The sequence below is a fragment of the Haloferax sulfurifontis genome, from assembly GCF_014635105.1.
GTDB lineage: Archaea > Halobacteriota > Halobacteria > Halobacteriales > Haloferacaceae > Haloferax > Haloferax denitrificans.
Genome location: NZ_BMCI01000004.1, coordinates 333,487 through 351,064, shown reverse-complemented (window position 1 = coordinate 351,064; position 17,578 = coordinate 333,487). Strand labels below are relative to the sequence as shown.

Genomic DNA, 17,578 nt, shown 5'->3' with positions numbered 1-17,578 from the left:
AGAAATACGGGGTTACGCGTCGTCGTCGGTCGCGTCCTCGGCGTCTTCGTCCGCCTCGTCGGCGGGCGTGAAGTTCGTGGGGACGACGGTCGGGTGCTGAAGCCCGAGGCGGGGTTGCTTGGCTGCCATTCGTGTCTCAAGCTACCGGACAGAGGGACTAAAGATTACCCATGCGCATAATTCATCGGCGGGCGCGTCGGCGATAACTGTCGGGTATCTGGGTCGCCGGCGGCGGTCGGTTTCGGGGCGGTCGCAGTTCCGGCGTCGTCGCCGTGGTCGACACTGTGGGTTAGTTCAGCGTCCGAAAAAACGCGCGGTGAAGTCGCTTACGCGAAGTTCTCTTCGTAGAGGTCCATCGCGTGTTCGATGGCGTCCTTGGCGGCCTGCTTGTCCTCCCAGCCCAGCGTCTCGACTTCCTTGCCGGCCTCGAGGTTCTTGTAGGTCGAGAAGAACTCGTCGATCTCGTCGAGCGTCTGCTGGGGGATGTCTTCGAGGTCCTCGATGTGGTCGTAGCGGGGGTCCTCGATGGGGACGGCGATGACCTTGTCGTCCTGCTCGCCGTCGTCGTCCATCTTCATGAGCGCGACCGGGCGGGCCTCGATGACACAGCCGGGGAACGTCTGGTCCTCGACGAGGACGAGTACGTCGAAGGGGTCCTCGTCGTCGTAGTACGTCTGCGGCATGAAGCCGTAGTCCGACGGGTAGTGGACGTTGGAGTGAAGCACGCGGTCGAGGACGACGCCGGGGATGTCCTTGTCGTACTCGTACTTGTTGCGCTCGCCTTTGAGACACTCGACGACTGCGTAGATTTCGTCCGGTGCGTCCGGTCCGGTCTCCATGTCTTCCCAGAGGTTCACCATACCGAATCCATCCTCGATGCGGGCAAAAGTCCTTTCGGGATTGGTCTCCTACGGATACCACTCGGGCCTCGTCGGCCACTTTGAACCTCTCTATATGTAGAGGTATTCTCCCCCGAATCCCACGACACTCCTGCTATGCGTGTGAGATATTCCTCAGATATGCTCGCTTGGACACCGCCCACTGTCTTTCGTCCGTCGCCACGACTCGGCTCTGTGCAATACCCGACACTCGTGTCCGCTCCGCCCCAAATTCATCGTATCGTGCCCCTACATTCGGCGACGAAACAGACTGCGCGTTGACAAAGTTTAAATAGGCCGATGACATTTCCATATGCATGTCAGAGGCACAAACAATTGGCAACAAATCCGGTGCGGCTCGGGACCTCACCGCGTTCCAACAGAATATCCTCGTCATTCTCGCCGAGGAGCCGATGTACGGCCTGGCTATCAAGCGTCACCTCGAATCGTACTACGACACCGAGGTCAACCACGGGCGTCTGTACCCCAACCTCGACGACCTCGTCGAGATGGGTCTCGTCGAGAAAAGCGAACTCGACAAGCGGACGAACCAGTACGAACTGACCGACGACGGCCTCCAGGCGGTCCTCGACCGCTTCGACTGGATGCTCTCGAAGTTCGTCACCGACGACGAGCGCGCCGAGATGGTCTCGGAGCTCGTCGAAGGCAAGCTGTAATCGGCAGAACACACCGCACGAACCGCGGGGTTCGCTCAGTTGTATTCGGGCACTTCGGCGTCTGCGGCGTCGAAGAGCAACTCGAGCGACTCCGGTAACAACGACCGCTGTTCAGCGGTCGGCCACGCGTTGCGTGGATAATATTCTTCGACGAACTCGCGCACTTCGGGAGCGCCGGCCGTCTCGATTCGCCGGACGTAGTGGTTCCCGAGGAAGTCCGTGAACGCCCGGGCGTTCGCCGCGTGGGCCGCGCCGTGTTCCTCGGCGACGGCCGCGACGCACGACGCGTTGTGTTCTTCGACCGCGCTCCACTCGTGGTCCTCGCCGGTCCCCGACAGCGGGCGTTCGATTCCGCGGTCGACGTCGTCTATCTCCGTCGGGTCGACGATTCCGTCGTCGGCGACCCACTCGTCCGGGTGGAGCACCAACACGTCGTCTTCCTCGCGGTGTCGCGCGCGGAACTCGTACTCGCTTACGATGTCGTCGCGGGCGGACCGATACGCCTCCGCCTCGTCGGGGTCGACGGCGTCGCGGGCCAGTCGCGTCAGCCGCTCGGCTTCGGAAAGCACGTCTTCGGGGAGTTCTGACTCAGGCATCGTCGAGGGCCTCGTTGGCTAGGGAGTCGGCGCGGTCGTTTATCTCTCGCGGTACGTGTTCCAGCGACCAGCGGTCGAACGTCGACAGGAGCTCTCGGGCCTTCACGCGGCGCTCCTTGAGTCCGGGGTCGTTCGTGTTCCACTCGCCGCGGACCTGCTTGACGATTAACTGCGAGTCGCCGCGGACGTCCACCTCGTCGTAGCCGTACTCCTCTGCGACCGACAGCGCCTCCACGAGCGCCTCGTACTCCGCGCGGTTGTTGGTCGTCTCGCCGATTCGCTGTGAGCCCTCGGCGACGATACCGTCGCTCGTCACGATGGCCCACCCGATGGCGGCGGGGCCGGGGTTCCCCCGGCTCGCGCCGTCGAAGTAGACGTGCGCGCGGCCGCCCGTCGGCCGGATGAGCGCGAGCAGGTCGGTCGGTCTCGACCCCTGCACGACGACCTTCCCGTCGTAGGCGACCGCGCTGGCGTCGCCGCGTTCGGCGCGCCAGCGCTCGTGGTCGGTGTTTCCGGGCGAGACGGACACGCCCGCGGCTTCGAGTCGTCGTCGGGCTTCGTCGGGGTCGCACTCGACGGTCGGCATACCGTCACCTCACCGGTGATTCGGTAAAGGCGCTCCGTTCGTCGTTGCGGCCGCGGTGACACTCCGACGAACGCCGCCAAAGGTTGAAGTGCAAGGAAATAGACAATATATAAATGCGATGAAACGGCCTACCCGCCAGCGGGAGCGTGAGCACGACCGGACTCGATGGGGAGACGAGTCACAGGACGACGAGACATCCGAAGAGGAGTTGGACCTCGACGACCTCGACCCCGAGGAAGTCGTTCGGACCGGCGACGGCGAGTTGATTCACGAGGAGACCGGCATCATCATCGAAGAAGAGCGCATCGACCCCGGCCCGGAGTGGCGGGCGTTCAACCACTCCGAGCGCCAGTCGAAGTCGCGCGTGGGCGCGCCGACCACGCAGACGATGCACGACAAGGGGCTGACGACGACCATCGACTGGAAGGACAAAGACGCCTACGGCCGCTCTATTTCCTCGAAGAAGCGGTCGCAGATGCACCGCCTCCGCAAGTGGCAAGAGCGCATTCGAACCAAGGACGCCGGCGAGCGCAACCTCCAGTTCGCCCTCAGCGAAATCGACCGCATGGCGTCGGCGCTCGGCGTCCCGCGGTCGGTCCGCGAGGTCGCGTCGGTCATCTACCGCCGGGCGCTCAGCGAGGACCTGATTCGCGGCCGCTCCATCGAGGGCGTCGCCACGTCGGCGCTGTACGCCGCGTGTCGGAAGGAGGGTATCCCGCGCTCGCTCGAAGAGATTTCCGAGGTGTCCCGCGTCGAGCGCAAGGAAATCGGCCGGACGTACCGCTACATCTCGCAGGAACTCGGTCTCGAGATGCGGCCGGTGGACCCCAAGAAGTACGTCCCGCGGTTTTCGTCCGAACTCGACCTCTCGAAGGAGGTCCAGTCGAAGGCGAACGAGATCATCGAGACGACCGCGGAACAGGGGCTTCTCTCCGGGAAGTCGCCGACCGGCTTCGCCGCCGCCGCCATCTACGCCGCGTCGCTTCTCTGCAACGAGAAGAAGACCCAGCGCGAGGTCGCCGAGGTCGCGCAGGTGACGGAAGTCACCATCCGGAACCGCTACCAAGAACAGATCGAAGCGATGGGCATCCACACCTGAGCCCCGCCCGCGCGAGCCGGACCCCTTTCTGACCCGGACGCGTCGCCGAAGGTTCATACCCGCGGGCGACCCACATCCGGTGAATGCGGCTCGACGAGTACATGGACATCGAGCGGGACGAGCGCGCCGAGCGGCGGCGACTCGCCGAGGAGAAGTCCTACGGCATCCTCGACCACCTCGAAACGTTCCAAGACCGGTTCGAGGAGACGGTGCAGGGAGACTCGCTGTACGGCGGCGTCTCCCCGTCTATCTTCGTCGGCCGGTCGAACTATCCGAACGTCTCGACGGGCATCCTCTCGCCGGTCGGCCACGACGAGGACGCCGCCTCCTTCGAGACGAGTGCCGCGTGGTACGACGAGGGCGTGAGCATCGACGACGTGTTCCAGCGGCGCACCTCGCTTCTGAACTCGAATCGCGGGACGAAGGTGACGAACGTCGCCGACTCGTGGGACGGCTTCCTCGGGACGCAACGCGAGGTCGCCATCGCCGACCGCCCCGTGACGGTCGAAATCGGCCTCGATGGAAAGCCCTCCCTCGACCTCGACGCCCGCGCCGACGACGTGGCGACGCCCGTCGGCCCGCGGGCCCGCGCCCGCTCGGCCGACCTCGCGGAGAACCCGCACGTCCCCAAACTGGTGCAAAAGACGCTCGAAGACGACGACTGGAACGCCGAGGGCGCGATGACGTACCTCTATCGCCGCGGCTTCGACGTGTACGACATCAACACCATCCTCTCTGCGGGCGCGCTCGGCCAGACCGAACAGCGCCGGCTCGTCCCGACGCGGTGGTCCATCACCGCCGTCGACGACACGCTCGGTCAGTACCTCCGCGGGCAGGTCAAACACGCAGAGAGCGTCGACGGCGTCGAAATCTACCGCAACGAGTTTATCGGTAACGCCTTCTGGGTCATCCTCGCGCCGGGTCGCTGGGAGTTCGAACTCATCGAGCTGAAAGCGCCGGGGAGCGTCTGGAACCCCGACCCCGAGGCGGGGATGTATCTCGCGGCCGACCGCGAGGGCTACGAGGGGCGGACCGGCTACGTGAACGAGACGGCCGGCGCGTACCACGCCTCCCGGCTCGGCGTCCTCGAACACCTCAAAGAGCGCGGCCGACAGGCGAAGGCGCTCGTCATCAGACACGTCTCCGACGACTACTGGGGCCCGGTCGGCGTCTGGCAGATACGCGAGTCCATCCGCCACGCCTTCGAGGGCGAGACGGCCGACGCCGAGACGTTCGGCGACGCCGTCCGCGACGTGACGGAGTACCTCCCGGTGTCGCTCGCGGACCTCCGCCGGAAGTCCACGATGGCCGCCGGTCTCCAGACCGACATCTTCGACTTCGCCTGAGCAACTATTTTGACAGTCGGACGATACGTTCTCGTATGCTCCCGTTACAGGTCCCCGGCGGTCCCGAACTGCTCATCATCATCCTCATCTACGGCATTTTCGCGCTCCTCCCCGTGGTCGCGGCGCTCGTCGCGCTCTATCTGCTGTACAAGATTCGCGGCGACGTGAAGCGCATCGCGGACGCGCTCGACGCGCGAGACGGGTTGTAAAGTCGAGACAGCCGATTGCGCTTCGATACTCCGCCTACGCCTCGGCCGCGTCGAGGTTGGCGAGCGCCTGTTCGACGAGTTCGCCCGTGTCGGCGATGATATCGGCCATCTCGTCGTTGTCGGGGGCGATGCCGATGAGGCGGGCGACGCGCATGATGCTCAGGTGGTAGACGACCTGCTTACCCGGCTCTTCTTCCCAGATGACCACGTTGCACGGGAAGAGTCCGCCCATCTTGTTGTCGGTGGCGTCGAGCGCGCGGTCCGCCATGTTCGGGTTACACGCGCCGAGGACGTAGTAGGGGTCGCGGCCGGCGTCGACCTTCTCGTTGAGCATCTCGGAGGGCGAAAATTCGGTGGCGACACCGAACCCGGCGTCGGTAAAGGCCTCGCGGACGCGCTCGATTGCCGCCTCGTGTTCCATCTCGAGGACGACGCGTTCCTCGCCGATGTCTTCCGGTTTGATGGCGCTGGGGTCGATTGGGAGTGCCATGACCCACCCTTGACTCCCCGGCGGGGAAAAGCTATGGTAGTGTGCTCGACCTACACGAGCGAGTCGTCGCCTTCCCACGACGCGGCGTCGTCGAGCACGGATTCGACGAACGACGCCTTCGCGTTCGTGTACCGACTCCGGTCGTCGGGGTGCGCCTCGGTGAGCCTGCGCTTGTGTCGCTCGTACTCGGCCGCGAGGTCGTCGTCTGCGCGGAGCGCGTCGCGGAAAGTGACCTGCTCGCGGTGGCAGTCGCTCCCGACTTCGGTCACGGAGAGATAGTGCGTCCGCCGCCCGGGCGGGCCGCGGACGAAAAATCGGCGGTCGGGAACGTCGTCGTCGGGGCGCTCCTCGTAGCCCGCGGCTTCGAGCGCCCGCGCGACGCCCTCGGCGTCGTCGAGGTCGGAAACGAGGACGAGCAGGTCGACGATGGGTTTCGCGGCCAGCCCCGGAACCGCGGTGCTCCCGACGTGTTCGAATCGGACGCTGTCGTCGCCTCCTGCGCCACCGAGTCGCGGTCGCAGGCGCTCGACCTCGCGCTCGTACGCCTCGCGCCAGCGCGGGTCGTGCGCGGCGAGTTCGACGGTGCCGCGGGCGAGGCCGAGCGACGGAGACGGTGGAGACGGCTTGCCGTCCGCCTCGGCCGCGTCGTTATCGTCGCTCATAGCGGAATCGGGAGCCACTGGAGCGCCGCGGCGACCCGGTCGGGCGGGAACAGCGGCGGGTGAAGCACGAGCCAGTCCAAGAGGATGAGGCCGCCGCCGTGGGCGACGATGGAGGGGAGAATCGAGTCGCTCTCGTAGTCGACGAGGCCGAACAGCACGTCCGTCGGAGCGGACAGAAGAATCTCTATCGGCGGCTTGCCGACGTGGTGGAACGCGTAGAGAATCGGACTGATGAGCGCGCTCTTCCGGCCGATTTCGCGGACGCCGACGCAGAGCAGGCCGCGGTAGTACGTCTCGGCGGCGACGACGACGAGCAGTTGCTGGGCGGCGTGCGGGAGGAAGTCCGCGAGCGCGGTCGAGGTGTGCCACATCGGGTAGTACGCCCGAATCGACGGCAGGCTCGACCCGACGAGGTAGAAGGGGAGGACGAACAGCGCGAGCAAAAGCGTGTTTCGGAGCGCCGCGCGGTCGACGTTCCAGCCGAGGTTGCGGCCGTGGGCGAGCGCGAGCGCTCCGGGTACGAGGATGAACAGGAGGGCGTCGTGGACCGCGCGGTAGGTGAGGTCGCCGGCGGGAAGCGGCCAGAGGCTCCACGCGGCTCCGACGACGCCCCCGACGACGAGGGCGCGGTAGAGCCACGGGAGACCGGCGAGCCGGCGGCGTAACACCGCTAGTCCGTCTGGACCGGGCCGCGACCGACGATGTCGAGCACGTCGTCGACGAAGGCCTGTCGCGTCTCGAAGTAGGTCTCGTCGGCCTCGGCGAGCACGTCTTCGAGGCTCTGGGGGCCGTCCGGCGTGCGGATGACCGCGTCGCCTTCTTTGTTCAGGATACTGCTCTTTTCTTGCGGCCACGTCAGTCGGGAGGCGACGCGCGCGAGGGGCGCACCTTCGACGGACGCGCCCGTACCGAGTTCGACGGCGGGTGCCTCGTCTGCTTCCTCGTCAGCCATGCGCGGGGATTAGCCACCGCGCATGATAATCCCTTCGAGATTCACATGTGCCGCCGCCGCGCCGCCGGCGGCGTATCGGGTCGCCGTGCGCGTGTCGACGGCCTGTGACGTGTCGAGAAGTAGATACTCGTCTGACGCATCGTTTTAGGGACTGGTTTCGTAGTCGGGGCCATGACTAGTCTTTCGGAGGCGTACCACGGTGGCCGGGGCGGGCCGAGTCTCCGACGGCTGTCCCTGGGCTTCGGGGGGTTCCTCCTCGGCGTGCTGTTGGTCGTCGCGGGCATCGTCGTCGCGACCACCGACGTGTACACGTCCGGCGGGGCGACCCTCGGCGAAGCGCGCGAACTCGGGGGCATCCTCGGTGGCATCGGCGTTCCCGCCGTCTTCCTCGGCGTCCTCGCGGTCCTCCCCGCGAGCCGTCGAACCCGCGCCGCGTCGCTCATCGGCGCGAGCATCGCCGTCCTCGGCGTCGCGCTCTTCTCGCACGCGTACCCGTGCCAGTGGACCGGCGCGACCTGCGGGGCCGGCCTCACCGACCTCACGCTCGAAACCGTCGCCGTCTACTTCTTCGGCACGGTCACGACGTTCTGGTGTCTGTTCGTCGGCGTCGCCAACTTCAAGACGCGGAACGACCCCGGCGGCACGGCGACGGTGCAGGTGACGAAAAAGGGCGAGACCCGCGTCGTCGAAGTCGAGAACTCCGGCGGCGGCGGGCTCGGTGGCATCGGGTTCCTCGGCGGCACGCCCGACGGCGACGTCCAGACGCAGACGAATCAGTCGACCTCAACCGCCGGGTCGGGGACGACCGCGAGCGCCGGCGCGACCGACGGCGGCGCGTCGACCCAGGACATCACCCCGCTCGACGTCGAACCCTCGGCGTCGTCAGGCGGGCCGGACGCCGCCGACACCGCGACGGCGGATTCCGCCGGCGTCGACACCGTCCAGTCGGCGGAATCCGCGCGTTCGCCGGCGGGCGCGGCCGACCACCCCGACGCGGACCGCCCGGCGAACGCCACCGTCGGCGACCGCTACTGCGGCAACTGCACGTACTTCGAGTACGTCCGCACCTCGGACGGTCTCAAGCCCTACTGCGCGGCCCACGACGAGATGATGCAGGACATGGAAGCCTGCGACGAGTGGTTCCCGCGCCGCCGCGAGTAGTCTTCCGACGACCGCTTACCCTTCTTCGCCGTTCAATCTCGCTTCCACGTCGCGCCAGTGGCTCCCGCGCCAGAACACCTGTCCGCAGTCCCGACACCGCCACAGCGCCGTCTCCGCCGGGTCGGGCGCGTAGTCGGGAACCGACTCGCCGCGACTGACGGCCTCGACGCGGCCGTTACAGACGCCACAGCGCGACGGCTCCTCGTCCAGCGACACCGCGAAGCCGACCGATTCGAGTTCGCGGAGTTGCGCGATTGGCTCCCGTTCGGAGAGGAGGACGCTCCGCGGCGCTCGCTCGGCCAGTCGCACGTCGCGGGTGAGGAGGACGCGACCCTCGGCGTCCGCCCGCGCGAGCAGTCCGTCGTCGCCGGGGTCGGTTCGGGGGTCGCGGCCGCCGTCGGACTCACCCGCCTCGTCGCCGCCGTCGAGCGCGTACTCGGCGTCGTAGCCGCACATCCGCAGGTAGGTGGCGAGCTTGCCGAGCATCACGTCCAGGAGGAGCGCGGTGTCGCCGGGAGCGCCGCGGTCGACGCCCGAGGCGACCGTGCCGGGATGGTCCGGCCCGACGTCGTCGGTCACGCGAGGAAGTCGGACAGCCCCTCGACCGACCGCGCGTTCAGCACGTCCGCGGTCTCGACCCAGCCGCGACGGGCCGTGTGGACCCCGTAGCGGGCGTGGTCGAGTTCGCCCGGTCGGTGGGCGTCGGTGTCGATGGCGACCGTCGCGCCCGCCTCGACGGCGATTTTGAGCGCCTCGCCGTTCAGGTCGAGACGGTACGGGCTGGCGTTGAGTTCGAGCGCGACGCCGTTGTCGACGGCGGCCTCGGCGAGTCGCTCGTGGTCGAGCGGCAGGCCGGGCCGCTGGTTGATGAGCCGGCCGGTCGGGTGGCCGAGGACGTTCACCGCGGGGTGTTCCATCGCGGTGACGAGTCGCTCGGTGGCCGTCTCGCGGTCCTGGTCGAGCGCGCTGTGGGGCGAGGCGACGACCACGTCGAGTTGGTCGAGCACGTCGTCGGCGACGGAGATACCGCCCTCGGCGTCGATGTTGGCCTCGACGCCGGTGAACACCGCGATGTCGGCGTCGGCGGCGACGGCCCGGACCTCGTCAATCTGGTCGAGTAGGTCGTCGTCCTCGACGCCGACGCCGCCGACCATGCCGGGACCGGTGGCGTGGTCGGTGACGGCGTGGTAGTCGTAGCCGCGCTCCTCGGCGGCCGCGACCATCTCGGCGACCGTGTTGTCGCCGTCGGACCAGTCGGTGTGGGTGTGGAGGTCGCCGCGTAGGTCGCCCTCCGCGAGGAGGTCCGGGAGGTCGCCGTCGGCGGCGCGCTCGATTTCGCCGGTGTCCTCGCGCATCTCCGGCGGGACCAGCGGGAGGTCGAGCGCGGCGTACATCGATTCCTCGGTGTCGCCGGCGACGCGCGTGCCGGCCCGCGGGGCGTCGTCGGGGTCCTCGACGTCCGAGATGTCGAACATCCCGTACTCGTTCATCTTGAGGCCGCGGTCGATGGCGATGTTGCGGAGGTGGACGTTGTGGTCCTTGCTCCCGGTGAAGTACTGGAGCGCCGCGCCGTACTCCGCGGGGTCGACGACGCGGAGGTCGACCCGCATCCCGTTCACCCGGACGCTCGCCTTCTGCTCGCCCGCCTCGATGGTGTCGCCGACGAGGTCCCACGCGAGGAAGCGGTCGATGACGGCCGCGGCGTCGGCGCTCTCGGCGAGCACGTCGATGTCGCCGACCGTCTCGCGCCACCGCCGCATCGACCCCGCGGGTTCGACTCGCCCGACGGCGTCGTGGTCGCCGAGGTGCGCGAGCAGGTCGTCGGCGACGGGCCGCGCCCTCCCGAGCAGTTCGCGGCCGGTCGCCTCGCGGGCGAACTCGATGCCGTCGAGGATGTTCGCCTCCGTCTTCGCGCCGAACCCCTTGACCTCCTGAATCTTCCCCTCGCGGGCGGCCGCTTCGAGGTCGTCGAGGTCGGCGACGCCCAGCGCCTCGTACAGTTTGCCGACCGTCTTCGGGCCGACGCCCTCCACGCTCGTCAGGCCGGCCATGTCGACCGGCAACTCCTCGCGGAGTTCCGCCAACTCCTCGATGCGGCCCGTCTCGACGTACTCGACGATTTTCGAGGCGATGGCGTCGCCGACGCGGTCGATTTCCTGCACCGCGTCTTCGCCCTCCTCGGCGAGTTCCTCGACGGGTTTCGGATGCTCGCGGACGTTCTCGGCGGCGCGGCGGTAGCTCGACGGCTTGTAGGCCACGTCTTTCGCCTCCAGCAGGTCGGCGAACTCCTCCAGCAGGGTCGCTATCTCGTCGTTTCGGCTCATCGACCGCCCCGTTTGCCCTTGCCGCCGTCGCGGCCCAGCGCCTTCTTCAGGAAGTTCATCCAGCGCTTCTGGTCCGCGGCGTTCTGGTGGCTCTCCTCCTGTTCGAGGTCGACCGGCCGAAGCTGTTCGAGGGCGTTCAGCGCCCGGTCGATGCCGACGATATCCTCTGCCAGCCGCCGCCCCTCGTCGTAGCTCACCTCGTTGTCCTCGATTCGCTGGAGCCGTTCGAGGCGCTCGCGGCGGAGGTTCCGCTTCGCCTGGTCGACGCGCTCTTTCTCGCCCGACGGAACGGTGTCGCGGCGCTTTATCTCGAAGACGAACTCCCTGAGGTCTATCTCCTCGCCTTGGACCTCGATGCGGTCGGGAATCTGTGCACCGACGGTCGCACCCTCCCGATTGACGCGCTCCAAGAGCTGTTTACGCTCGAACTCCTTCACGCCCTGTCGTTGTCCCGCGCGGCACTTCGCTCCTTCGCCCGACGCGGTGCAAACTCCCCGCCGGACTGAGCGTCCCGCCGAGAAACAGGTCTGAAACCCCCGAATAACGGTTATTCTCTCGGCCGTCGTACTCTCTCCCGGACTATGCCAATTGACACCAATACACGCAGTAGTGGCGACGCTCCGGGCGCTTCCGGAGACGCGGCGACCGCGTTCGGTCGGGCCCGGCTGTACGCGTTCTACCTGCTCGCGGTCGTGACGCTGGTGATGGCGGCGGTCTTCGTCAGCGAACTCCTGTCGTTCGCCGTCGTCGGCTGGGGCGCGGGCGGCGACGTGCTCGCCGAGCACCGCCTGCACCTGATGGTCATCGCGGCGAACGTCTGGATACTCATCCTCGGCGTCGCGAGCCAGCTGTACCGGCCGCTGAAGCGCGTCGCGCTCATGCAGGTCGCCTTCGCGGTGACGACGCTCGTGCTCGTCGGCACCGTCGTCGGCGGCGGGCCGGTCGAGGAGGTCGTCCCCTTCTTCGTGCTCACCGGGCTGATGATGCTGTTCCACCCCGCGGGCCGCGACGTCGTCTCGGTCGGTGACGACTACAGCCCGGCGCTCCTCGGCCTCGTCGCGGTCGCGGCGCTCCCGGTGCTCGCGTTCGCCGGCAACCAGTTCGGCCTGCAGGCGACCGGCGACGTTCACGCCGTCGCCGGCCACTACATGGAGATGGCGGCGATGGCCATCGGGCTGTTACTGCTCGGCCTCGTCGCGGCCGCCGGCGCGCCGGGACACCGCGTCGTCGCGTGGCTGACCGGTGGCCTCGCCGTCTACTTCGGCGCGGTCTCGCTCGCCTTCCCGACGCAGGTGTCCAGCGTGGGGACGATGTGGGCCATCGCGCTCGTCGCGTGGGGGCTGGCGTTCGTCGCCGCGAGCGAGCTTCGGACCAGCGGTCGGACCGCGGTCGCGCGGGAGCGCCCGCTCTCCGCGGGGCAACCGCGAGTGTGACATTCCCGGAGAGTCGCAGGGCGGTCGATGGCCTGATTCGCGTCTGACAGGTCCCCGACGGGCCAGCGCCGCGCGGTCGCCCGGAGAGATTCGCCGCTTTCTCCGACAGCGGCCGCGTATCCGTCGTCTCTCGTCGCAAACTCCGGCGGAGAGACGAACCTTCTTATGGTTCGTCTCGGATACCGTGAGGTATGGGTTTGTTCGACCGTCTCCGCGGCAAAGACCACCCCCGCGTCGCCTTCATCGGCATCGACGGGGTCCCGTTCACTCTCCTCTCTGAGCATCCGGACGAGTTCCCCAACTTCGCGGCGCTGGCCGACGAGGGCTCGGCGGGCGACATCGACAGCATCGTCCCGCCGGAGTCCTCGGCGTGTTGGCCGGCGCTGACGACCGGCGTCAACCCCGGCGAGACCGGCGTCTACGGCTTCCAAGACCGCGAGGTCGGCTCCTACGACACGTACGTCCCGATGGGCCGCGACGTGCAGGCCACCCGCGTCTGGGACCGCGTCACCGACGCCGGCCGCAAGGCCACCGTGATGAACGTCCCCGTGACGTTCCCGCCCCAGCGCAACGTCCAGCGCATGGTCTCGGGCTTCCTCTCGCCCGGCGTCGACAAGGCCGCCTACCCCGACGACTTCCGCGACGCGCTCTCCGAGATGAACTACAAAATCGACGTGAACGCGAAACTCGGTCACGACGACGACAAGACCGCGTTCATGGAGGACGCCCGGAAGACGCTCGACCGGCGCTACGAGGCGTTCGAGCGCTACATCGACCAGGACGACTGGGACCTCTTTTTCGGCGTCTTCATGACGACCGACCGCGTCAACCACTTCCTGTTCAAGGACTACGAGCGCGACGGGAAGAACAAAGACGCCTTCATGGAGTTCTACCGCACCGTCGACGACTACCTCGGCCGCATCCGCGACGCCCTCCCCGAGGACGTGACGCTCATCGTCGCGTCCGACCACGGCTTTACCTCCCTCGACTACGAGGTCCACTGCAACACGTGGCTCGAAGAGAACGGCTGGCTCTCCTACGAGGACGACGACCACGACTCGCTTTCGGACATCGACGAGGACTCGAAGGCGTACTCGCTCATCCCCGGTCGGTTCTTCGTCAACCTCGAAGGCCGCGAGCCCCGCGGGTCGGTCCCGCAGTCGGAGTACGAGTCGGTCCGCGACGAACTCAAGGCCGAACTCGAAGCGCTCGAAGGCCCCGACGGCAACAAGGTCGCAGACCGCGTCGTCGTCAAGGAAGACGCCTTCCGCGGCGACCACGACGACATCGCCCCCGACCTCGTCGTCATCCCGAACCACGGCTTCGACCTGAAGTCCGGCTTCAAGGGCCACGACGACGTGTTCGGCGTCGGCCCCCGCAACGGGATGCACTCGTTCGACAACGCGACGCTGTACGTCGACGACCCCGGCGCGGTCATCGAGGACGCCGACCTCTACGACATCGCCCCGACCATCCTCGACCTCATGGACGTCGAGTACAGCCGCACCGAACTCGACGGCGCGAGCCTCATCCAGCAGTAAGCGGTCGGCGGTCTCTCCTCTTATTGTCGCACCGCGCTCCGAACGTCCCGTTCGAGCCGGTCCGCGTGAGTCAGTCGTAGCTCGCGCGCGTCGGCGGGCGTGACCGTCTCGCGGCCGTCGATTTCGTGCGACACCGGGCTGTAGGCGTCCACGTCGAACCCCATCCGATCGAGGTACGACCGCACCTCCGCGGAGTCCAGTCCGTCCTCGATGGCGGCGTTGACGTACCGGAGCACCGCGTCGAACTCGGGGAGGACGACCTGTTCGTCCGTCACGCGCCCGTCGTCGCCGTCGATTCTGAGGGTCGCGTCGTCGAGGTATTTCACCACGCCCGCGACGCTGTTCGCCAGTCTGACCACGTCGCTCGGGAGCGAACAGTCCGGCGAGCGCCACTCGACCGTGCCGAACTCGGCTCTGAGTTGCACCGGCGTCCAGATCGCGCTCTCGGGGTCGAAGTTCGCCTCGATGGTCGCCCGGTCGACGCCCTCCGCCTCGGCGCGCACGAGGAACTCCTCGAACCGGCGTTCGAGGCGGCGCGACCACTCTCGCGTGTCGTCGGCGTAGCGCCACAGCCGCCCCTGATGCGGCACGTCGTCGTAGGTCATCCGGCGGTACAGCTTCGACCGCGCGCCCGCCGCCAACCGCTTCCCGTCGTAGTACGGCGAGGAGTTCACGAGCGCCAGCGCGGGGTCAAGCGCCACGAGCGCGTTGTACTGGTCGATTTCGCGGCCGGGGCGCTGTTCGACGTGGACGTGCGTTCCCACGCAGTGTCGCGCGTACTGGAAGTCCGACCCGACGACGCGGTTCTGAATGCGCGTCCGGTCGCTCTCCAGTTCCGTCACCGCCTCCTCGCTGAGCGGCGTGGCGAGCGGGACGAGTCGCTTGCCGACTTCCTCGGCCCGCGCGAGGACGTCGCCGAGCCGTTCGTACAGCTCCTCTCGCAACTCGGCCGCCGAGTCGCACGGCGTCGTCTTCACCTCCAACACCGGCTCGACGAACTCCCGTTCGGCCCCGGGAGAGGCGTCGACGAGCCCACCCGGGTCGGTAAACGACCCGTCCTCCTCGACGACCCAGTACTCGACTTCGATACTTCGCCGGAGCGGGTTCGAGGTCGACTCAGACATGGTGACCCCGGCGTTGCGCCGAGTATAGTCTCACACGCATCGTTTCGCTCCTCCGTGAGAAAACATTGTTAACACATACCATGGGTGGGCGGGGAGACGGAAAAAACATTCGCAGACTGCATAGTCGCCGCGGAATCGCTGGACAATCGTTTTCAAAAGCTTCCGTTCGCTAGTCGTTCGTGCCTCAAACGACCGCAGTCGATTGTCACATCAGGTCGTCGAGGTCGTCGCTGTGCCACATCTCTTTGGGGTCTTCTCGGGGTTCGGTCTCCGCCTTGTCGACGGCCTCGCGGGCGCGCTCCATGAACGACTCGACCCGCTCGGAGCGCTCGACGCCGCCGAGGAGGACGAGCGACGCGAGCCGGCCGCTTTCCAGCGGGAAGTCGCCGCCGCGGACCTGCATACTGCCGGTCTCGTCTTCGACCCAGCGACGCGCTCGCTCCACGCCCTTCCGCGGGATGGTGTCCGGCTCCCCGGCGATGACGACCAGCGCGGAGTCCGCGTCGCTCGCGTCGGGCAGGCTCGTGCCCGTCAGGACGGCGCGGCGGGTCGTGCTCATGACCGCGTTGATGTTGTCCTCGGCGTTCGGGGAGGCCTCGGCGCTCGCGTAGCCGAGCGCGGCGATGCCTCCGGAACGGAGGGTGTTGATGACCTCGGAGGTGTCGACGACGCTCTCGCCGACGCCCTCGGTGGCCTCGCCGGCCGCGAGAAGCAGGCCGACGCGGCGAGCGATGGCGTCGTTGATGGCGTCGTAGCCCTCGCTCATCGACTCGCCGGCCGAGCGGAACGCGTCGTTGTCGACGAGGAGGACGGCGTCGGCCTCGCGGGCGACGGTCTTGAGCGACCGACCGGCGTTCACCTGATACAGCGCCCCCTCGTCCTTCCCGGGGAGGATGCCGAGGACGTACACCGGCACGTCGTAGACGCGGCGAAGCGCCTTCGCGAGGACGGGCGCGCCGCCCGAGCCGGAGCCGCCGCCGAGTCCGGCGACGACGAAAATCGACTCCGCCTCGGCCGTCACGCGACCGTCGAGGGCGGACATGACCTCGGTCTGGTCGGACTCCATGACCGCGGCGCCGAGTTCGTTGTCGCCGCCGACGCCGTGGCCGTTGACGCGGTCTTGGCCGATGAGCACGGTCTCGACGGGAAGCGACTGGAGGTCCGCCTTCGCGGTGTTCACCGCGACCGCGTCGAGCACCGCGCCGAACCCCATCTGCCGGTCGAACGACTGGAGAGCCGACGCGAGCTTCCCACCCGCCTGCCCCACACCAATCAGGACGGTTTTCATACATGATTCACTCGGGCGGCCGCCTTGAACATTCCTCACATGAGTACTGTTAACTCACCGGGGCGTTCGACCCGGCCGTTGACCCGGAGCTTTATGACAGATAACGGGACCACGCCGACCTATGACGCCCGACCCGACTCACTCCGACGCCGTTGCCGACGCCACGCTCGGTTCGTCCGCTTCCAGCGCCCCGCCCGCGGCGGACCGCACGACCGACCGCACGGCCGCCCTCGCCGCGCGGCTCGACGCGGTCGAACGCACCATCACCGACGGCGACGCCGACTTCTCGTCGCTCGAAGACCTCGCGGCCGTCGAACACCGGGTCTCCGAACTCGAATCGGCGGTCGAGTCGCTCACCGAGCGCCTCGACGAGATGGACGCCGCGACGCAGGCGATGCGCGGCTACCTCGGCGGCGTCCGCGCCGTCAACGAGGACGTCGAACGCCGGGCGAACGCCGCGCTCGCCAAGGCCGAATCGCTCGAATCGGAGCTCGTCGACGAGACGGCGTCGCCCGTGCGGTCGCGGTCGGCCGACGCGCTCGCCACGGAGGCGGCGTCGCACGCCGGCCGGTCGGATGGCGGAGACGGCAGTGACTCCCAGCGCGCCGAGGGGACCGGCACCGCCACCGGCCCCGCACCCGAGTCTCGCGCCGCGCTCGATTCCCGGGCATCCACCGATTCCCGCGCACCCACCGACTCCCGCGACGACTCCGCCGACCGCGGACTGGCCGCTCGCCTCCGCGACGCGCTGTGATTCGCGTCGTCCTCACGTGTCTGCTCGCGGTCGCCATCGCGGGCGTCGTCTTCCCGGCGGCCGACGCGGCCCGAGCGGACGCGACGACCGTGAAAGTCGGCTCGATGGCCGACGACATCGCGCACGCCGCGACGGCGCTCGCGGCGGCGGAAGACCCGACGCCGGCCGGCGTCGCGGGCGCGCGGCGGCACGTCGTCCTCGACGTTCCCTCCGGGTCGTGGCGGGCCGCCGGCGTCTCCAACCTCACGGTTCGCGGCGGCGACGGCGTCGAACTGGCGGCGGGTGTCGCCGGCGGCCCGACCGTCGTCCGTCGCGTCGGCGGCCCTCGGACTCGCGTCGCCGGCGACCGACTCGTCCTCGGGCCGGGCGAACACCGGCTCAGACTGACGCTCGAAGCCGACGCGGGCGGTTCGGTCGTCGTCATCGCCCCCGCGACCGCCAACTCGTCGGCGGCGTAG

General features: G+C 68.1%; 21 protein-coding genes. 9 read left to right on the top strand and 12 right to left on the bottom strand.

Features of this window, described 5'->3' with window-relative positions; all coding sequences use genetic code 11:
* Nucleotides 1-326 precede the first annotated feature (326 nt).
* Nucleotides 327-860, bottom strand: coding sequence for an inorganic diphosphatase (locus IEV64_RS13320; RefSeq protein ID WP_004970087.1), 534 nt, complete (start codon nt 858-860; stop codon nt 327-329).
* A gap of 335 nt (nt 861-1,195) precedes the next feature.
* On the opposite strand from IEV64_RS13320, the gene IEV64_RS13315 reads away from it, so the two are divergent.
* A complete protein-coding gene (locus IEV64_RS13315; RefSeq protein ID WP_004970086.1) occupies nt 1,196-1,555 on the top strand; it encodes a PadR family transcriptional regulator in 360 nt (119 codons plus the stop codon).
* A gap of 35 nt (nt 1,556-1,590) precedes the next feature.
* On the opposite strand, the gene IEV64_RS13310 is transcribed toward IEV64_RS13315, so the two are convergent.
* Nucleotides 1,591-2,151 carry a DUF7108 family protein gene (locus IEV64_RS13310; protein ID WP_188424072.1) on the bottom strand — a complete coding sequence of 187 codons (561 nt, stop codon included), beginning with the start codon at nt 2,149-2,151 and terminating at the stop codon, nt 1,591-1,593.
* Nucleotides 2,144-2,737, bottom strand: coding sequence for a ribonuclease HI (gene rnhA / locus IEV64_RS13305; RefSeq protein WP_007274354.1), 594 nt, complete (start codon nt 2,735-2,737; stop codon nt 2,144-2,146). Before rnhA ends, IEV64_RS13310 begins: the two co-directional genes overlap by 8 nt.
* A 118-nt stretch (nt 2,738-2,855) precedes the next feature.
* On the opposite strand from rnhA, the gene IEV64_RS13300 reads away from it, so the two are divergent.
* The 3 genes from IEV64_RS13300 (at nt 2,856) to IEV64_RS13290 (ending at nt 5,391) form a co-directional block, all read left to right on the top strand.
* Nucleotides 2,856-3,836 carry a transcription initiation factor IIB gene (locus IEV64_RS13300; protein WP_042663705.1) on the top strand — a complete coding sequence of 327 codons (981 nt, stop codon included), beginning with the start codon at nt 2,856-2,858 and terminating at the stop codon, nt 3,834-3,836.
* A gap of 83 nt (nt 3,837-3,919) precedes the next feature.
* On the top strand, nt 3,920-5,182 hold the full coding sequence (nreA, locus tag IEV64_RS13295) for a DNA repair protein NreA (RefSeq protein ID WP_007274353.1): 1,263 nt from the start codon (nt 3,920-3,922) through the stop codon (nt 5,180-5,182).
* Between the two features lie 35 nt (nt 5,183-5,217).
* Nucleotides 5,218-5,391 (top strand): hypothetical protein, encoded by a 174-nt coding sequence (locus IEV64_RS13290; RefSeq protein ID WP_004970081.1) that lies wholly within the window; start codon nt 5,218-5,220, stop codon nt 5,389-5,391.
* A 34-nt stretch (nt 5,392-5,425) separates the two neighbouring features.
* Here IEV64_RS13290 and IEV64_RS13285 read toward each other — a convergent pair whose 3' ends face one another.
* The 4 genes from IEV64_RS13285 to IEV64_RS13270 are packed head-to-tail and all read right to left on the bottom strand — an operon-like array spanning nt 5,426 to nt 7,495.
* Nucleotides 5,426-5,881: a DUF302 domain-containing protein gene (locus IEV64_RS13285; protein WP_007274352.1), complete on the bottom strand. Its 456-nt coding sequence runs from the start codon at nt 5,879-5,881 to the stop codon at nt 5,426-5,428.
* Between the two features lie 50 nt (nt 5,882-5,931).
* Nucleotides 5,932-6,543 carry a GrpB family protein gene (locus IEV64_RS13280; RefSeq protein ID WP_007274351.1) on the bottom strand — a complete coding sequence of 204 codons (612 nt, stop codon included), beginning with the start codon at nt 6,541-6,543 and terminating at the stop codon, nt 5,932-5,934.
* Nucleotides 6,540-7,211 carry a CPBP family glutamic-type intramembrane protease gene (locus IEV64_RS13275; RefSeq protein ID WP_188424071.1) on the bottom strand — a complete coding sequence of 224 codons (672 nt, stop codon included), beginning with the start codon at nt 7,209-7,211 and terminating at the stop codon, nt 6,540-6,542. The genes IEV64_RS13280 and IEV64_RS13275 overlap by 4 nt, the downstream gene beginning before the upstream one ends.
* Before the next feature lie 2 nt (nt 7,212-7,213).
* Nucleotides 7,214-7,495, bottom strand: a complete 282-nt coding sequence (locus IEV64_RS13270; protein ID WP_007274349.1) for a DUF5789 family protein — start codon at nt 7,493-7,495, stop codon at nt 7,214-7,216.
* Nucleotides 7,496-7,666: 171 nt separating this feature from the next.
* Between IEV64_RS13270 and IEV64_RS13265 the strand changes: the two genes are divergently transcribed.
* Nucleotides 7,667-8,656, top strand: coding sequence for a cell division protein CdpA domain-containing protein (locus IEV64_RS13265; RefSeq protein WP_188424070.1), 990 nt, complete (start codon nt 7,667-7,669; stop codon nt 8,654-8,656).
* Nucleotides 8,657-8,671: 15 nt separating this feature from the next.
* Here IEV64_RS13265 and IEV64_RS13260 read toward each other — a convergent pair whose 3' ends face one another.
* Genes IEV64_RS13260 through IEV64_RS13250 form a run of 3 tightly spaced genes read right to left on the bottom strand, consistent with a single transcriptional unit; the run spans nt 8,672 to nt 11,417 of the window.
* The gene (locus tag IEV64_RS13260) at nt 8,672-9,235 is read right to left on the bottom strand and encodes a Mut7-C RNAse domain-containing protein (protein ID WP_188424069.1); all 564 of its coding nucleotides are present in this window, start codon (nt 9,233-9,235) and stop codon (nt 8,672-8,674) included.
* Nucleotides 9,232-10,980, bottom strand: coding sequence for a DNA polymerase/3'-5' exonuclease PolX (gene polX / locus IEV64_RS13255; RefSeq protein ID WP_188424068.1), 1,749 nt, complete (start codon nt 10,978-10,980; stop codon nt 9,232-9,234). Before polX ends, IEV64_RS13260 begins: the two co-directional genes overlap by 4 nt.
* Nucleotides 10,977-11,417 carry a DUF5788 family protein gene (locus IEV64_RS13250; protein ID WP_004970073.1) on the bottom strand — a complete coding sequence of 147 codons (441 nt, stop codon included), beginning with the start codon at nt 11,415-11,417 and terminating at the stop codon, nt 10,977-10,979. The genes polX and IEV64_RS13250 overlap by 4 nt, the downstream gene beginning before the upstream one ends.
* 144 nt (nt 11,418-11,561) lie before the next feature.
* Here IEV64_RS13250 and IEV64_RS13245 point away from each other — a divergent pair, with 144 nt between their 5' ends.
* Nucleotides 11,562-12,413 (top strand): hypothetical protein, encoded by an 852-nt coding sequence (locus IEV64_RS13245; RefSeq protein ID WP_188424067.1) that lies wholly within the window; start codon nt 11,562-11,564, stop codon nt 12,411-12,413.
* A 191-nt stretch (nt 12,414-12,604) separates the two neighbouring features.
* Nucleotides 12,605-13,954 carry an alkaline phosphatase family protein gene (locus tag IEV64_RS13240; protein WP_007274344.1) on the top strand — a complete coding sequence of 450 codons (1,350 nt, stop codon included), beginning with the start codon at nt 12,605-12,607 and terminating at the stop codon, nt 13,952-13,954.
* 20 nt (nt 13,955-13,974) lie between these two features.
* Here the strand turns inward: IEV64_RS13240 and IEV64_RS13235 are convergent, their stop codons facing one another.
* Together IEV64_RS13235 and cetZ2 are read right to left on the bottom strand one after the other, a co-directional pair.
* On the bottom strand, nt 13,975-15,078 hold the full coding sequence (locus IEV64_RS13235) for a glutamate-cysteine ligase family protein (RefSeq protein WP_188424066.1): 1,104 nt from the start codon (nt 15,076-15,078) through the stop codon (nt 13,975-13,977).
* 205 nt (nt 15,079-15,283) lie between these two features.
* A complete protein-coding gene (cetZ2, locus tag IEV64_RS13230) occupies nt 15,284-16,366 on the bottom strand; it encodes a tubulin-like protein CetZ2 (protein ID WP_188424065.1) in 1,083 nt (360 codons plus the stop codon).
* Nucleotides 16,367-16,487: 121 nt separating this feature from the next.
* Between cetZ2 and IEV64_RS13225 the strand changes: the two genes are divergently transcribed.
* Nucleotides 16,488-17,120, top strand: a complete 633-nt coding sequence (locus IEV64_RS13225; protein ID WP_188424064.1) for a DUF7310 family coiled-coil domain-containing protein — start codon at nt 16,488-16,490, stop codon at nt 17,118-17,120.
* Complete coding sequence (locus tag IEV64_RS13220; protein ID WP_007274340.1) at nt 17,117-17,578, top strand: DUF7311 family protein; 462 nt, start codon at nt 17,117-17,119, stop codon at nt 17,576-17,578. The genes IEV64_RS13225 and IEV64_RS13220 overlap by 4 nt, the downstream gene beginning before the upstream one ends.

Bases quoted from the DNA above. Each gene is read 5' to 3' on its own strand.
- rnhA (WP_007274354.1), bottom strand. From the start codon at position 2,737: ATGCCGACCGTCGAGTGCGACCCCGACGAAGCCCGACGACGACTCGAA.
- IEV64_RS13245 (WP_188424067.1), top strand. From the start codon at position 11,562: ATGCCAATTGACACCAATACACGCAGTAGTGGCGACGCTCCGGGCGCT.
- IEV64_RS13240 (WP_007274344.1), top strand. From the start codon at position 12,605: ATGGGTTTGTTCGACCGTCTCCGCGGCAAAGACCACCCCCGCGTCGCC.
- IEV64_RS13270 (WP_007274349.1), bottom strand. From the start codon at position 7,495: ATGGCTGACGAGGAAGCAGACGAGGCACCCGCCGTCGAACTCGGTACG.
- IEV64_RS13235 (WP_188424066.1), bottom strand. From the start codon at position 15,078: ATGTCTGAGTCGACCTCGAACCCGCTCCGGCGAAGTATCGAAGTCGAG.
- IEV64_RS13285 (WP_007274352.1), bottom strand. From the start codon at position 5,881: ATGGCACTCCCAATCGACCCCAGCGCCATCAAACCGGAAGACATCGGC.
- IEV64_RS13280 (WP_007274351.1), bottom strand. From the start codon at position 6,543: ATGAGCGACGATAACGACGCGGCCGAGGCGGACGGCAAGCCGTCTCCA.
- IEV64_RS13290 (WP_004970081.1), top strand. From the start codon at position 5,218: ATGCTCCCGTTACAGGTCCCCGGCGGTCCCGAACTGCTCATCATCATC.
- IEV64_RS13225 (WP_188424064.1), top strand. From the start codon at position 16,488: ATGACGCCCGACCCGACTCACTCCGACGCCGTTGCCGACGCCACGCTC.
- IEV64_RS13265 (WP_188424070.1), top strand. From the start codon at position 7,667: ATGACTAGTCTTTCGGAGGCGTACCACGGTGGCCGGGGCGGGCCGAGT.
- polX (WP_188424068.1), bottom strand. From the start codon at position 10,980: ATGAGCCGAAACGACGAGATAGCGACCCTGCTGGAGGAGTTCGCCGAC.
- IEV64_RS13315 (WP_004970086.1), top strand. From the start codon at position 1,196: ATGTCAGAGGCACAAACAATTGGCAACAAATCCGGTGCGGCTCGGGAC.
- cetZ2 (WP_188424065.1), bottom strand. From the start codon at position 16,366: ATGAAAACCGTCCTGATTGGTGTGGGGCAGGCGGGTGGGAAGCTCGCG.
- IEV64_RS13320 (WP_004970087.1), bottom strand. From the start codon at position 860: ATGGTGAACCTCTGGGAAGACATGGAGACCGGACCGGACGCACCGGAC.
- IEV64_RS13300 (WP_042663705.1), top strand. From the start codon at position 2,856: ATGAAACGGCCTACCCGCCAGCGGGAGCGTGAGCACGACCGGACTCGA.
- IEV64_RS13310 (WP_188424072.1), bottom strand. From the start codon at position 2,151: ATGCCTGAGTCAGAACTCCCCGAAGACGTGCTTTCCGAAGCCGAGCGG.
- nreA (WP_007274353.1), top strand. From the start codon at position 3,920: ATGCGGCTCGACGAGTACATGGACATCGAGCGGGACGAGCGCGCCGAG.